At 73.7% G+C, this 12,858-nt stretch carries 14 protein-coding genes; 10 read left to right on the plus strand and 4 right to left on the minus strand.

What is annotated here, in order from left to right:
• Nucleotides 1-190 precede the first annotated feature (190 nt).
• Nucleotides 191-868, minus strand: a complete 678-nt coding sequence (locus O7598_RS13560; RefSeq protein WP_269691703.1) for an HAD family hydrolase — start codon at nucleotides 866-868, stop codon at nucleotides 191-193.
• 9 nt (nucleotides 869-877) lie between these two features.
• Entirely contained in the window at nucleotides 878-1,696 is an 819-nt protein-coding gene (locus O7598_RS13565; RefSeq protein WP_269691704.1) for an SDR family oxidoreductase, read from the minus strand.
• Nucleotides 1,697-1,913: 217 nt separating this feature from the next.
• Between O7598_RS13565 and O7598_RS13570 the strand changes: the two genes are divergently transcribed.
• Nucleotides 1,914-2,810: a hypothetical protein gene (locus O7598_RS13570; RefSeq protein ID WP_269691705.1), complete on the plus strand. Its 897-nt coding sequence runs from the start codon at nucleotides 1,914-1,916 to the stop codon at nucleotides 2,808-2,810.
• Between the two features lie 14 nt (nucleotides 2,811-2,824).
• Here the strand turns inward: O7598_RS13570 and O7598_RS13575 are convergent, their stop codons facing one another.
• The gene (locus tag O7598_RS13575; RefSeq protein WP_269691706.1) at nucleotides 2,825-3,799 is read right to left on the minus strand and encodes a helix-turn-helix transcriptional regulator; all 975 of its coding nucleotides are present in this window, start codon (nucleotides 3,797-3,799) and stop codon (nucleotides 2,825-2,827) included.
• Between the two features lie 44 nt (nucleotides 3,800-3,843).
• Between O7598_RS13575 and O7598_RS13580 the strand changes: the two genes are divergently transcribed.
• On the plus strand, nucleotides 3,844-4,320 hold the full coding sequence (locus O7598_RS13580; protein ID WP_269691707.1) for a hypothetical protein: 477 nt from the start codon (nucleotides 3,844-3,846) through the stop codon (nucleotides 4,318-4,320).
• Entirely contained in the window at nucleotides 4,320-4,775 is a 456-nt protein-coding gene (locus O7598_RS13585; protein WP_269691708.1) for a hypothetical protein, read from the plus strand. The genes O7598_RS13580 and O7598_RS13585 overlap by 1 nt, the downstream gene beginning before the upstream one ends.
• Here O7598_RS13585 and O7598_RS13590 read toward each other — a convergent pair.
• Nucleotides 4,759-5,430 carry a TetR/AcrR family transcriptional regulator gene (locus O7598_RS13590; protein WP_269691709.1) on the minus strand — a complete coding sequence of 224 codons (672 nt, stop codon included), beginning with the start codon at nucleotides 5,428-5,430 and terminating at the stop codon, nucleotides 4,759-4,761. The genes O7598_RS13585 and O7598_RS13590 overlap by 17 nt on opposite strands.
• A 116-nt stretch (nucleotides 5,431-5,546) precedes the next feature.
• On the opposite strand from O7598_RS13590, the gene O7598_RS13595 reads away from it, so the two are divergent.
• From O7598_RS13595 to O7598_RS13625, 7 genes are all read left to right on the plus strand, one after another.
• Nucleotides 5,547-7,046, plus strand: coding sequence for a flavin-containing monooxygenase (locus O7598_RS13595; RefSeq protein WP_269691710.1), 1,500 nt, complete (start codon nucleotides 5,547-5,549; stop codon nucleotides 7,044-7,046).
• Nucleotides 7,039-8,064 carry an SDR family NAD(P)-dependent oxidoreductase gene (locus O7598_RS13600; protein ID WP_269691711.1) on the plus strand — a complete coding sequence of 342 codons (1,026 nt, stop codon included), beginning with the start codon at nucleotides 7,039-7,041 and terminating at the stop codon, nucleotides 8,062-8,064. The genes O7598_RS13595 and O7598_RS13600 overlap by 8 nt, the downstream gene beginning before the upstream one ends.
• Nucleotides 8,061-8,945, plus strand: coding sequence for an alpha/beta fold hydrolase (locus O7598_RS13605; RefSeq protein ID WP_269691712.1), 885 nt, complete (start codon nucleotides 8,061-8,063; stop codon nucleotides 8,943-8,945). Before O7598_RS13600 ends, O7598_RS13605 begins: the two co-directional genes overlap by 4 nt.
• 174 nt (nucleotides 8,946-9,119) lie before the next feature.
• Nucleotides 9,120-9,788: a GntR family transcriptional regulator gene (locus tag O7598_RS13610; RefSeq protein WP_269691713.1), complete on the plus strand. Its 669-nt coding sequence runs from the start codon at nucleotides 9,120-9,122 to the stop codon at nucleotides 9,786-9,788.
• On the plus strand, nucleotides 9,785-11,065 hold the full coding sequence (locus tag O7598_RS13615) for an MFS transporter (RefSeq protein ID WP_269691714.1): 1,281 nt from the start codon (nucleotides 9,785-9,787) through the stop codon (nucleotides 11,063-11,065). The genes O7598_RS13610 and O7598_RS13615 overlap by 4 nt, the downstream gene beginning before the upstream one ends.
• A 75-nt stretch (nucleotides 11,066-11,140) precedes the next feature.
• A complete protein-coding gene (locus tag O7598_RS13620; RefSeq protein ID WP_269691715.1) occupies nucleotides 11,141-12,229 on the plus strand; it encodes an S-(hydroxymethyl)mycothiol dehydrogenase in 1,089 nt (362 codons plus the stop codon).
• A complete protein-coding gene (locus O7598_RS13625; protein ID WP_269691716.1) occupies nucleotides 12,226-12,855 on the plus strand; it encodes an MBL fold metallo-hydrolase in 630 nt (209 codons plus the stop codon). The genes O7598_RS13620 and O7598_RS13625 overlap by 4 nt, the downstream gene beginning before the upstream one ends.
• The last annotated feature ends 3 nt before the right edge of the window (nucleotides 12,856-12,858 follow it).

A 12,858-nucleotide genomic window follows, 5' to 3' on the forward strand; every position in this document is an offset into this window, starting at 1 on the left:
AGGCCGAGTGATCATGCGCTCGAACTCGGGGGCCGCGGGGTATGAGCTGGAGCGGTTGACGCCGTCCTCGCACACGTGTGGCTCACGCCAGCAACAACGCGCGTCATCGACGGGTTCCGGGGGCTCCTGCTCTCGCTCGCTCATCTGGCACGGACTCGTCGGTGGCGTGGGCCCGTTCGTCGGCTACCGGCTAGACGTCAGCAGCGGTCAACCGGTCGAGTTGCCGGATTGCCTCGACGACATCGGGGAAGGCGTCGACGAACACGTTGACGTAGAGGAGGTGGAAGTCCTCCGGTTTTCGTACCTTGCTCTGTAGGCAGCCGACGAAGCTCATTCCGGCGCGGCCGGCGGCCACGGCATCGCCCGGTGAGTCCCCTACGTAGACGCACTGCCGAGGCGGTATCCCCGCGGCTGTCAGCAGCTCGTCGAAGACACGAGGATCCGGCTTCCGGAAACGTGTGTTGCCGGCGTGGTAGATGCCACTGACGCGCCCGGCCAAGACGTGATCCGGCTCCAACATGTGCCGCATCTCGTCCTCGGTCCGGGAGGTCAGCAGGAACACCGACCGGCCGGCTAGCACGAACTCGTCCAGCGCGCGCAGGTTCTCCGGCGGAATGACGTCCAGGCGACCGTCGGCGATGTGCCGTTCCAGCGCGCGTCGATGAAGCGCCGAGAACAGAGAAAGGTCGACGCCGGGCGACCTCCGGGGCATGGCGTCGAGGAGGGGTTCGCCCCATGTGGACAGATGTACTTCCCGCGGCACCGGCTGCCGGCCCATCTCGGTCAGGACTTCGTTCTCCAGTGCGAGCGAGGCGGCCTGGGTGAGGCACAGCGTGTCGTCGACGTCCACGATCACCGCCCGAATCACCGCCTCAGCCTACTGACCGGCTCGGACCGCGCGCCACGAGTCGGAGGGCAGTTCGGACGCCTGCGGCCCCATCAGCAGCATCCCGCCGTCCACCGGCCACGACACCCCCGTGACGTACGCCGCCGCGGGCGAGGCGAGCATCGCCACCACCGCGGCCACCTCCCGGGCGTCCCCGGGACGTCCCACCGGCACCCCCGGGCGTTCCTCGGTGAACGGGTCGACGTCCTCCTGGCCGGTCATCGGGGTAGCGATCTCGCCGGGCGCGACCGCGTTGACGGTGATCCCGTCCGCCGCCAGTTCCTGCGCCATCGCCCTGGTCAACATCCCGAGCCCACCCTTCGCCGCGCAGTACGCCGACAGGCCGACCCGGGGAGCGTGCTCGTGCACACTGGTGATGCTGATGATTCGGCCACCCCGCCCGGACACCCGCATCCGCCGGGCGGCCCGCTGCGCGCAGAGGAACGGCCCGTCCAGGTCGACCGCGAGCACCTCCCGCCACTTCTCCCAGGTCACGTCCACGAAGGACTCTGACAGGCCGGTGCCGGCATTGTTGACCAGAACGCCCAGGCCACCTAGCCGGTCGGCGAGGTCGTCGACCACCTTGGCCGCGTCGGGGAGCCGGGTCAGGTCCAGTTCGGCGACCTCACAGCGCCGGCCGGTGGCGCGTACCTCGGCGGCGGTGCGCTCGGCGCCGTCCGCGTCGCCGTACCAGGTGATGCCGATGTCGTAGCCGGCCTCGGCGAGCGCCACCGCGCACGCCTTGCCGATGCCGGAGTCCGCGCCGGTGACGATCGCGACGCGGTCGTAGTCCTCGTATCGCTGGGGCATGCCGGCCCGGTACCCCCGGGTAGGCGATCCCAACCGGTGCGGATACCGAGCCGGCGTCGCCGAGGGTGACCCATCGTCAGCGTCCGCTCGCGGTCCGTCCCTGGCTGTCGCACACTGGGCGAACGGATCGACGTCGGAAGGACCGGCAGTGGCAGGCAGGGATCACCAGCGGCAGAGTCGGCAGACGTCCCGCGAACGCATCCATCTGCTCGCCCTCGTGGCGACGACGGTGACGGCGATCTTGGCGGCCGCGGCGACCTGGCTGTACGGGCAGTCGCCACCTTCCACGCAGTCACCCCCGCCCACCATCTCGCCCTCAGGCCCCGACGACACGTACCCCGCCGCCTCACCCTCGGGCGCCCGGCCGACCTCGTCGGAGCAATTCCGGTATCAGGCGAAGCTGCAGAACGAGCGCCGCGCCTTGTTCCACGGCCGGGTCTACCTCACCGCCGACGAGGCGGTCGAGGTGGCCGAGTCGTTCATCGTCCGGGTGGCGCTCTGCGGACCCGCCGCCACCTCCGAGGACTGCGTGCGTCAGCCACCCCCGACGGGGCTCGTGCAGGTGTCGGGGACGCCGTACCCGGATGTCCTTCTGGGCGGGCGAGTGCGAGTGCAGTTGCGGTCGGCCGACCCGCGGCTGCTGATCCGACCGCTGCTGGACGAGGCGGAGCCTCAGCCCTTGACGAACCCGTCGGACTCAGGGGCGTGGATGTGGGACGTCCGAGCCACGAGGTCGGGAACGTTCACGCTGTTCGTCGTGATCCGCGTCTTCGGTGCAGAGGGCGACGAGGCGTTGGTGCCGCCGGAGACGATCCCGGTCGCGCTCACCGCGCGGCAGGTAGCGTACGACGGGCCAGCTGATGTCGGGGCGCCACGCGGACCGGTGGCGCCGCAGCAGTCAGCGGTGCCTCCACAGATCTCCACGCCGGCCGTCGCCCAGCCTGCACCGCCGACCCCAGATCCGAAGCCTTCGACCTTCGATCGGATCCTCTCGATCGTGGAGAAGGTGATCGTTCCGATCGTCGTCGCTCTCATCGGAGCGGGCTGGTTCCTCCGTCGGCGCCGCGCCGACTCGGCGAACCGGGCGAACGCACCACCGTCCGCTCGACGCTGAGCCGGCCGCGCGCCTCAGCGCGGGTGGTAGAGGGTGGCCAGCGCGGCGGCGGTCCCGGCCAGGCGGTCGCGCAGGGCGGCGGGGGAGAGGACCTCCACGTCGGCGCCGAGCCGCAGCAGGTCGCCGTGCGCGTGGGTGAGCGACTCGATCGGCAGCGTGGCCCGCACCCAGCCCGCCTCGTCGGGTGGCCCGGCGCTCGCCTCGACGGCGGCGACCACCACGTCGCTGCCGATCTCCCGCAGTCGCTCCCGCCCGCGTGGTGAGAGCCGGACGGTGGCCTCGTCGCGGTGCAGCCCGGCCCGGAACGCGACCACGTGCGACCGCCACCACGCCGGCAGGTCGAACTCCGGGCGGTCGAACGGCTCGTCGAGCGGGGTGAGGTCGAGGATCTGGTTGACCCGGTAGGTGGCCGGCTCGGTCCGGTCCGGTCGGGCCGCGACCACGTACCAGCGCCCGCCCTTGAGCACCAGCCCGTACGGTTCCAGCACCCTTGTCACCTCGCCGCGCCAACTGCGGTAGCGGACCCGTACCCGGTGTTCCCGCCACACCGCCTCGGCCGCCGCGGCCAGGTGCGGCGACGGGTCGCCGTCGGAGTACCAGCCCGGCGTGTCCAGGTGGAACCGCTGCTCCAGCCGGGCGGCCCGGTCGGCGAGCGGGGCCGGGAGCGCGGCGCGCAGCTTGAGCTGCACGGCCGCCACGACCGACTGGTAGCCCAGCTCGGCGGCCGGCCCGGGAAGCCCGGCGAAGAGCAGCCGGTCGGCCTCCTCGCCGGTCAGGCCGGTCAGCCGGGTACGCCACCCCTCCACGAGCCGGTAGCCGCCGGCGTGCCCGGCCGCGCCGTAGAGCGGGATGCCGGCGGCGTGCAGCGCCTCGACGTCGCGGTAGACGGTGCGCGTCGACACCTCGAGGCGGGCGGCCAGGTCGGCGGCGGTGAGTCGGCCGTGGGCCTGCAGGAGCAGCAGGATGGACAGGAGTCGACTGGCCCGCATTCCGCTGACACTAGCTGTCAGGGAAGGGGTCCTACCGTCCCGGCATGGCCTTTCACGACAAGGAGCTGACCGTGCCGGGGACCGTCGAGGTCGCCGGCCGGCACGTCAAGCGCTACCACATCGACCAGCCGGAACGCCGCCTCGAACCGGAGGTGGTCGACGCCGCTTACGCGTACCTGCCGGGGCTGCTGCCCGGCCCGGACGGCGGCACCCCGCCGGCGAGCTGGGTGGTGCTGCACCGGGGCGCGGACACCGCTGCGTACCTACTGGCGTACAGCTGGTTCTTCGACAACGTCGTCGAGTGCCGCATCGCGATCGCCGGGCAACCGGCGCTCGACTGCCCGGACGACGACCCGACGCACTTCGTCGACCTCCGGCGGCCCGGGGTGGGCTGCGTGTGGGAGCTGGGTGTGCTGGAGCACGAGCGCGCCGCCTGGGTCCGGCACCTGCTCGCGCCGGCCCGGCCCGACCTGGCCGGCTACCTGGCCGACACCCGCGCCGAAGGGCCGGTGGGGCGCTGATGGGCGACTTCGACTTCCTCGTCGGCACCTGGGACGTGACCAACCGGCGGCTGCGGGAGCGCCACGTGGGTAGCGACGCCTGGGACGAGTTCCCCGGCGTCAGCGAGGCCCGGTCGTTCTTCGCCGGCGCCGGCAGCTTCGACGAGATGCGCTGCCCGAGCCGGGGTTTCTCCGGCTCCACGGTGCGTCTGCTCGACCCGACCACCGGCCTGTGGTCGATCTACTGGATGAACAGCCGGCGTGGGGTGCTGGAGCTGCCGCCGGTGGTGGGCCGGTTCACCGACGGCGTCGGCACGTTCTTCGCCGACGACACCGACGACGGCCGGCCGGTGCGTTGCCGGTTCGTCTGGTCGGCGATCACCCCGACCTCCTGCCGCTGGGAGCAGGCGTTCTCCACCGACGGCGAGCGCACCTGGGAGACCAACTGGGTCATGGAGTTCAGCCGGGTGGCGTGACCGGGGGAGTGGTGGTGCGGTAGATCGCGGTCAGCCAGACGTCGAGCAGCACGTCGACCACGTCCCGCTCGGCCACCGCCGGCCCGTCGCCGGCGAACGTGGCGTACCAGACGCGCTCGTTCATCGAGTTCAGCGCGATGGCGAGGTCCCGGGCGGGCAGCCCGTCCGGGGCCGCGCCCCGGACGCGTTCCACCTCGATCGCGGCCTGGACCGCACGGACCCAGCGTTCCAGCACCTCGGCCCAGAGGCGCCGGACCTCGGCGTTGGTGCCGCGCACCTGGGCGCACGCCAGCACCACGTCCCGGTGGCCGCCGAAGGTGGCGTGGAACCGGGCGATCAGCTCCCGCCACCGGGCGCGCGGGTCCTCGGCGAGCCGTTCCAGCACGTCGCCGGCGGCGGCGTCGGCCTCCTCGGTGACCCGGTCGAGCAGGGTCAGCAGCACCGCGTCCTTGGACGGGAAGTAGAAATAGAAGGTGGGGCGGGAGATGCCCGCGCCCCGGGCCAGATCGTCGATGGAGATGTCGCCGAAGGCGCGCTCGCGCAGCAGCCGTTCGGCGGTGGCCAGGATCGCCACCTCCCGGTCGTCGCCGGTGGAGCGGCCGGCCCGCCGCCCGCGGCTCGGCGCGGCGCCGTTCGGCGTACGGGCGGGGCTCATGTCGGCCGATGCTACACCCGCTCGACACCCTGTCGATCGGACTCGACAGGGTGTTGACTGGGGTCGAGAGCGGTGGATAGGGTCCGGTCCACCGCCGGGCGAGAACGGGAGAAGCCATGGCCTGCGACCACGTCGACGTCCTCATCGTCGGCGCCGGCCTGTCCGGCATCGGCGCCGCCGTCCACCTGGGACTCCAGTGCCCCGGTAAGACCTACGCGGTGCTGGAGGCGCGGGGCGCGATCGGCGGCACCTGGGACCTGTTCCGCTACCCCGGCGTCCGATCCGACTCGGACATGTACACGCTCGGCTACTCGTTCAAGCCGTGGACCGACCCGAAGGCCATCGCCGACGGCGAGTCGATCCGCCGCTACGTGCGCCAGACCGCCCGCGAGTACGGCGTCCAGGAGCACATCCGCTTCCACCACCGGGTGGTGCGCGCCGAGTGGGACAGCGCCACCGCCCGCTGGACGGTGCACGCCCACCGTGACGACACCGGCGAGGACACGACGCTGACCTGCGCGTTCCTGTTCACCAACTCCGGCTACTACCGCTACGACGAGGGCTACACGCCCCGGTTGCCCGGCGTCGAGCGCTACGCCGGCACGCTGGTGCACCCGCAGCACTGGCCGGAGCGGCTCGACGTCACCGGTAAGCGGGTGGTGGTGATCGGCAGCGGCGCCACCGCGGTCACCCTGGTCCCCGCCATGGCCGACACCGCCGCCCACGTCACCATGCTCCAGCGCTCACCGACGTACGTGATCTCGCTGCCGTCGCGCGACGCGTTCGCCGACGCCGCGCGGCGCTGGCTGCCCCCGAAGGCCGCGTACGCCGTGGCCCGGTGGAAGAACGTCGCGCTCGGCGTGGCCAACTTCCAGCTCAGCCGGCGCGCGCCGGGGTTGGTCAAGCGGTTCCTGCGCCGGGCCGCGAAGGGCCGCCTCCCCGTCGGGTACGACGTCGACAGGCACTTCTCGCCCCGCTACGACCCCTGGGACCAGCGGTTGTGCGTGGTGCCGGACGGCGACCTGTTCACCGCGCTGGGCGAGGGGCGCGCATCGGTGGTGACCGACACCGTCGACACGTTCACCGAGCACGGCATCCGGCTCACCTCCGGCGAGGAGCTGCCGGCGGACATCGTGGTCACCGCCACCGGCCTCAACCTGCTCGCGCTCGGCGGCATGACGCTGGCCGTCGACGGCGCCGACGTCGACCTCGCCTCGACCATCGCCTACAAGGGCATGATGCTCTCCGGGGTGCCGAACTTCGCCATGACGATCGGCTACACCAACGCCTCCTGGACGCTGAAGGCCGACCTGGTCGCCACGTACGTCTGCCGGCTGCTGCGCCACCTCGACGAGACCGGGCAGCAGATCGTCACCCCGGACGCGCCGGACACCGACGACCTCGTGCCGATCATCGACCTGAAGTCCGGCTACGTGTTGCGCGCGGTCGACCAGCTGCCCAAGCAGGGGCCGCGCGCGCCGTGGCGGCTGCACCAGAACTATCCCCGGGACGTACGCCTGATGCGGCACGGGCCGCTCACCGACGGCGTGCGGTTCGCCCGGGCCGGCGCGCCGGCCACCGCGGCCGTGTCCACCTCGGGAGGCAGCAATGCGTGACCTGGACTTTCCCGGCGGCACCGCGGTCGTCACCGGCGCGGCCGGCGGTATCGGCGCGGCGCTGGCCGACGGCCTGGCCCGGCGCGGCTGCGACCTGGTCCTGCTCGACCGCGACGCCGACGGACTGGCCGCGGTGGTCGAGTCCATCCGGGCCCGGCACCTGCCCCGCGAGATCGACACCTACGTGGTCGACCTGGCCGACGCCGACGCCACCGACCGGGTCGCCGCCGAGATCCACCGCGCCCATCCCCGGATCCGATTGCTGATCAACAACGCCGGCGTCGCGTTGGGCGGCCGGTTCGACCAGGTCACGCTGGACGAGTTCCTCTGGGTCGTCGAGATCAACTTCCGGGCCGTGGTGCGGCTGACCCACGCGCTGCTGCCCGCGCTCAAGGCCGAGCCGGGCGCCCACCTGGTCAACGTCTCCAGCCTCTTCGGGCTCATCGCCCCCGCCGGGCAGGCCGCGTACTCGGCGAGCAAGTTCGCCGTCCGCGGGTTCACCGAGGCGCTGCGGCACGAGCTGGTCGACGACGGGATCGGCGTCACCTCGGTGCACCCGGGCGGCATCCGGACCCGGATCGCCGCCAGCGCCCGGGTCGGCAGCGGCGTGCCGGTCGAGGAGTACGAGGCCGGGCGCCGGCAGTTCGAGAAGCTGCTCACCATCGACCCGGCCGTCGCCGCCGAGGCGATCCTGAACGGCGCGCGGCGGCGTCGCGGCCGGGTGCTGATCGGCTGGTCGGCGACGCTGCCCGACCTGCTCGCCCGGATCGCTCCCGCCGGCTACGGTCGGGTGCTCGCGCTGGGCATGCGCTCCCGCCCGGCCCGGGTGCCGGCCCCCCGTGCCGCTTCCGCCGAGCCCGCCCCGCGTGCGGCGTCCGCCGAGTCGGCTCCGCCTGCCGAGCCCGCCGGGCCGGACGGCTCCGGCCCGGCCGTGGGCGTACCCGGCGAGCCGGGGCCCGGGGTGGGCGCGCGGTCGGGTGGCGAGGCGGTCGCCCCGGAGCCCGGACGGCCGGCGTGAGCGTCGCGCTGCCGCCGGCCGACGAGCGCACCGTGGCCGGGCTGCGCACGCGCTGCCGGATCACCGGCGACGGGCCGCCGGTGGTGCTGCTGCACGGCATCGGCCGGACCCTCGACGACTTCACCGCGCTGCACGCGGCACTGGCCCGGGACCACCGGGTGCTCGCGGTGGACCTGCCGGGCCACGGCGGCTCCGCGCCACTGGACGGGCCGCACACGCTGCCCGCGCTGGCCGGCGCGGTCGCCGGGTTCCTCGACGCCGCCGGGGTGACCGGCGCAGCTCACCTGGTCGGCAACTCCCTCGGTGGGGCGGTGGCCATGCGCCTGGCCGTCGACGCGCCGCACCGGGTGGCCGACGTGGCGCTGCTCAACAGCGCCGGCTTCGGTCGGGAGGTGACCGTGGCGCTGCGGTTGCTGGCGGTGCCGCCGCTGGCTCGGCTGCTGCTGCGCCCGCACCCGGCGATCGCCCGCCGCACCGAGCGGGCCATCTTCGTCGACCCCGCCCACGTCACCGACGAGCGGATCGCCACCGCGCTGGCGGTGGCGCGGCAGCCGCACGCCGCGCGGGTGATGCGGGAGCTGGTGCGCGACCTGGGCACCTGGCGCGGGGTACGCCCCCGCTGGCGGGCCGAGCTGCTCGACGCGGTCGCCGCGCTGGAGCTGCCCACGCTGCTGGTCTGGGGCGACCGCGACCTGATCCTGCCCGCCGCCCACCTGGCGTACGCGCGGACCCGGCTGCCGCACGCCCGCGCCCACCTGTTCCGCGACACCGGCCACATGCCGCAGATCGAGCGCACCCCCGAGGTGGAAGCCCTGCTGCGCGCCCTCTGGTCGAACCACCCCACCCCGCGCCCACCCCACAACGGCGCGCGTCGATCATGAAGTTGGCGGCGACAATTCGGACCTGAAACGCCGCTAACCTCATGATCAACCCCTCTCCCGCTCCCGGGACGTGACATCCCTGGTCACGCGAGCGGTGGGCGGGTGGGCGTGGTGCGCGCCACGAACGGGGATGGCGCGGTCAGGCGCCTCCCGGTGCGGGCGCAGCATAGATACATGACGCATCCCAGTGCTGCCGCCGATGCGCGCGTGGTGGCGCCGTCGGCCGCCGAGCGGGCGTACCGGCACCTCAAGCAGGCCATCCTGGAACAGGTCTACCCCGGTGGCCACCTGGTCAGCGAGGGCGAGATCGCGGAGGCGACCGGGGTGTCCCGGACCCCGGTCCGGGAGGCGCTGCTGCGGCTGGAGTCCGAGGGCCTGGTGCGGCTCTACCCGAAGCGGGGCGCGCTGATCCGGCCCGTCTCCGCCCGGGAGATCGCCGACGTCGTCGAGGCCCGCCGGCTGGTGGAGCTGCACGCCGCCGAGCGGGGCTGGCCCCGGCGGGCCGCGCTCCGCGCCGAGCTGGCCGGCCGGCTCGACGAGATGCGCCGCGCGCACGCCGTCGGCGACCTCACCGCGCTGATGGCCGCCGACCGGGCCTTTCACGCCGCGGTGGTGGAGGCGGCCGGCAACGAGATCCTGGCCGAGCTCTACCACCGGCTGCGCGACCGGCAGCTGCGGATGGGCGAGGCCAGCTTCCGGCTCTCGCCCGGCTGGGCGGAGGTCGCCCTCGCCGAGCACGCCGGCCAGCTCGCCGCGCTCGACGGCGACGACCCGCAGGCGTGGCGCGACGCGGTGGCCGGGCACATCGACACGGCCGCCACCATGCTCGGGACGCTGCGGTGACCGCCGGCCGCCGGCCGGCCGCCCTGGTCTACGCGGTGGCCGTCACCGCGTACGTGGCAGCGGTGTTCCACCGCAGCTCCCTCGGCGTGACCGGGGTGGACGCGGCGGACCGCTTCGACATCAACGCCGCCGCCCTGGCCACCTTCTCCGTCGCCCAGCTCGCCGTCTACGCCGCCATGCAGATCCCGGTCGGGGTGCTGCTGGACCGCTACGGCTCGCGTCGGCTGCTGCTGGCCGGCGGCGCGCTCATGGTGGCCGGGCAGCTCGTCTTCGCGGTCGCCGTCGACGTCCGCCTCGCCGTCGCCGCCCGGGTACTGGTCGGCCTCGGCGACGCGATGACGTTCATCAGCGTGCTGCGGATCGTGGCGTACTGGTTCCCCGGCCGGCGCAACCCGCTGCTGGTGCAGCTCACCGGCACCGTCGGCCAGCTCGGCGCGGTGCTCGGCGCCGTACCCCTGGTGGCGCTGCTGCACCACGCGGGCTGGACCACGGCGTTCCTGACCGCTGCGGCGCTCGGCGCCACCGTGCTGCTGCTGGTCCTCGCCGCGGTACGCGACACCCCGCGCGCCGAGCACGTCACCGCGCCCACCGGCGGCCTGGCGGCCGTCCGCCGGCAGCTCGCCGACGCCTGGGGGCAGCCCGGCACCCGGCTGGGGCTGTGGACGCACTTCGTCACCCAGTTCTCCGGTGCGGTGTTCGCGCTGCTCTGGGGCTATCCGTTCCTGGTGCAGGGGCAGGGGTTCTCACCCACCGCCGCGGCCGGGCTGCTCACGCTGATGACCGTGGTGACGCTGGTGTGCGGCCCGGTGATCGCGCACCTGTGCGCCCGGCACCCGTTCCACCGCTCGGTGGTGGTGTTCGCCATCACGGCAGCCACCGCCGCGGTCTGGGCGGTGGTGCTGGCCTGGCCCGGCCGCGCCCCGCACGGGCTGCTGGTGGCGCTGGTGGTGGTGCTCGCCGTCAACGGCCCCGGCTCGGTGATCGGCTTCGACTACGCCCGCACGTTCAACCCGGTGCACCGCATCGGCAGCGCCACCGGCATCGTCAACGTCGGCGGCTTCGTCGCCTCGATCGTGCTCATCCTCGCCGTCGGCGTGGTGCTCGACCTGGCCACCCCCGCCGGGCAGGGCACCCCGCCGCTGTCCGCGTTCCGCTGGGCGTTCGCCGTGCAGTATCTGCTCTGGGCGCTCGGCGCGGTGCAGGTGCTGCGCTACCGCAACGCCGCGCGCCGCCGCTGGGCCGACGACCGGGCCGCCGCGGTGGCGGTGCCGGCCTGACGTGTACGCGACGCTGGGCCGGCGGTGATGATCGGCGGTAGGTTCGGCGGAGGGGACCGAACGAAGGAGAATCTCTTGAGCCAGGAAGTCCGGGGAGTCGTGTCGCGGCGCAAGGGCGCGCCGGTGGAGGTCACCACGATCGTGGTGCCCGACCCGGGGCCGGGCGAGGCGGTGGTCCGCGTCCAGTCCTGCGGCGTCTGCCACACCGACCTGCACTACCGCGAGGGCGGCATCAACGACGACTACCCGTTCCTGCTCGGCCACGAGGCCGCCGGCATCGTCGAGCAGGTGGGTGACGGCGTCACCGACGTGGCCCCCGGCGACTTCGTGGTGCTCAACTGGCGGGCCGTCTGCGGGCAGTGCCGGGCCTGTCGGCGTGGCCGACCCTGGTACTGCTTCGCCACCCACAATGCGGCGCGGAAGATGACCCTGACCGACGGCACCGAGCTGACGCCCGCGCTCGGCATCGGCGCGTTCGCCGAGAAGACCCTCGTGCACGCCGGCCAGTGCACCAAGGTCGACCCGGCCGCCCGGCCCGCCGCCGTCGGCCTGCTCGGCTGCGGCGTGATGGCCGGTCTCGGCGCGGCGATGAACACCGGCAACGTGACCCGGGGCGACTCCGTCGCGGTGATCGGCTGCGGCGGCGTCGGCGACGCGGCGGTGGCCGGCGCGGCCCTGGCCGGCGCGACCACGATCGTCGCGGTGGACACCGACGCCCGCAAGCTCGACCGGGCGCGGACGTTCGGCGCCACGCACACCGTCGACGCTTCCGCCGACGACCCGGTCGAGGCGATCCGCGCCGCCACCGGCGGGTTCGGCGCCGACGTGGTGATCGACGCGGTGGGCCGCCCGGAGACCTGGAAGCAGGCCTTCTACGCCCGTGACCTCGCCGGCACGGTCGTGCTGGTCGGCGTGCCCACCCCGGAGATGACCGTCGACCTGCCGCTGCTCGACGTGTTCGGTCGCGGCGGCGCGCTCAAGTCCAGCTGGTACGGCGACTGCCTGCCCAGCCGGGACTTCCCGATGCTCACCGAGCTGTACCGGCAGGGCCGGCTCGACCTGGACGCCTTCGTCACCGAGGAGATCGCCCTCGACCAGGTCGAGGAGGCGTTCACCCGGATGCACCACGGCGACGTGCTGCGCTCGGTGGTGGTGTTCCCGTGACCGCCCGCGTGGACCACACCGTCACCTCCGGCACGTTCTCGCTGGACGGACAGACGTTCGACGTGGACAACAACGTCTGGGTCATCGGCGACGACGACGAATGCGTGGTGGTCGACGCGCCGCACGACGTGGCCGCCATCCACGCGGTCGTCGGCGACCGCCGCGTCCTCGCGATCCTCGCCACCCACGCCCACGACGACCACGTCCGGGTCGCCCCCGAGCTGGCCCGGGCCACCGGCGCGCCGGTGCTGGTGCACCCGGCCGACCGGGTGCTGTGGGACCAGGTCCACCCGGACACGCCGCCGGACGGCGACCTCACCGACGGGCAGACCGTGACCGTCGGCGGCACCACGCTGCGGGTCCTGCACACCCCCGGGCACAGCCCCGGAGCGTGCAGCCTGTACGCCCCGGAGCTGGACGCGGTCTTCACCGGCGACACCCTCTTCGCCGGCGGCCCGGGCGCCACCGGCCGCTCCTTCAGCGACTTCGGCACCATCATCGAGTCGATCCGGACCCGGCTGCTCACCCTGCCGCCGGAGACGGTGGCGCACACCGGGCACGGCGCGGACACCAGCATCGGGGCGGAGGCGCCGCACCTGGACGAGTGGATCGCCCGCGGCCACTGAACG

This window comes from Micromonospora sp. WMMC241, assembly GCF_027460165.1.
Lineage (GTDB): Bacteria > Actinomycetota > Actinomycetes > Mycobacteriales > Micromonosporaceae > Micromonospora > Micromonospora humi.

Bases quoted from the DNA above. Each gene is read 5' to 3' on its own strand.
- O7598_RS13600 (WP_269691711.1), top strand. From the start codon at position 7,039: ATGCGTGACCTGGACTTTCCCGGCGGCACCGCGGTCGTCACCGGCGCG.
- O7598_RS13580 (WP_269691707.1), top strand. From the start codon at position 3,844: ATGGCCTTTCACGACAAGGAGCTGACCGTGCCGGGGACCGTCGAGGTC.
- O7598_RS13575 (WP_269691706.1), bottom strand. From the start codon at position 3,799: ATGCGGGCCAGTCGACTCCTGTCCATCCTGCTGCTCCTGCAGGCCCAC.
- O7598_RS13610 (WP_269691713.1), top strand. From the start codon at position 9,120: ATGACGCATCCCAGTGCTGCCGCCGATGCGCGCGTGGTGGCGCCGTCG.
- O7598_RS13595 (WP_269691710.1), top strand. From the start codon at position 5,547: ATGGCCTGCGACCACGTCGACGTCCTCATCGTCGGCGCCGGCCTGTCC.
- O7598_RS13565 (WP_269691704.1), bottom strand. From the start codon at position 1,696: ATGCCCCAGCGATACGAGGACTACGACCGCGTCGCGATCGTCACCGGC.
- O7598_RS13590 (WP_269691709.1), bottom strand. From the start codon at position 5,430: ATGAGCCCCGCCCGTACGCCGAACGGCGCCGCGCCGAGCCGCGGGCGG.
- O7598_RS13585 (WP_269691708.1), top strand. From the start codon at position 4,320: ATGGGCGACTTCGACTTCCTCGTCGGCACCTGGGACGTGACCAACCGG.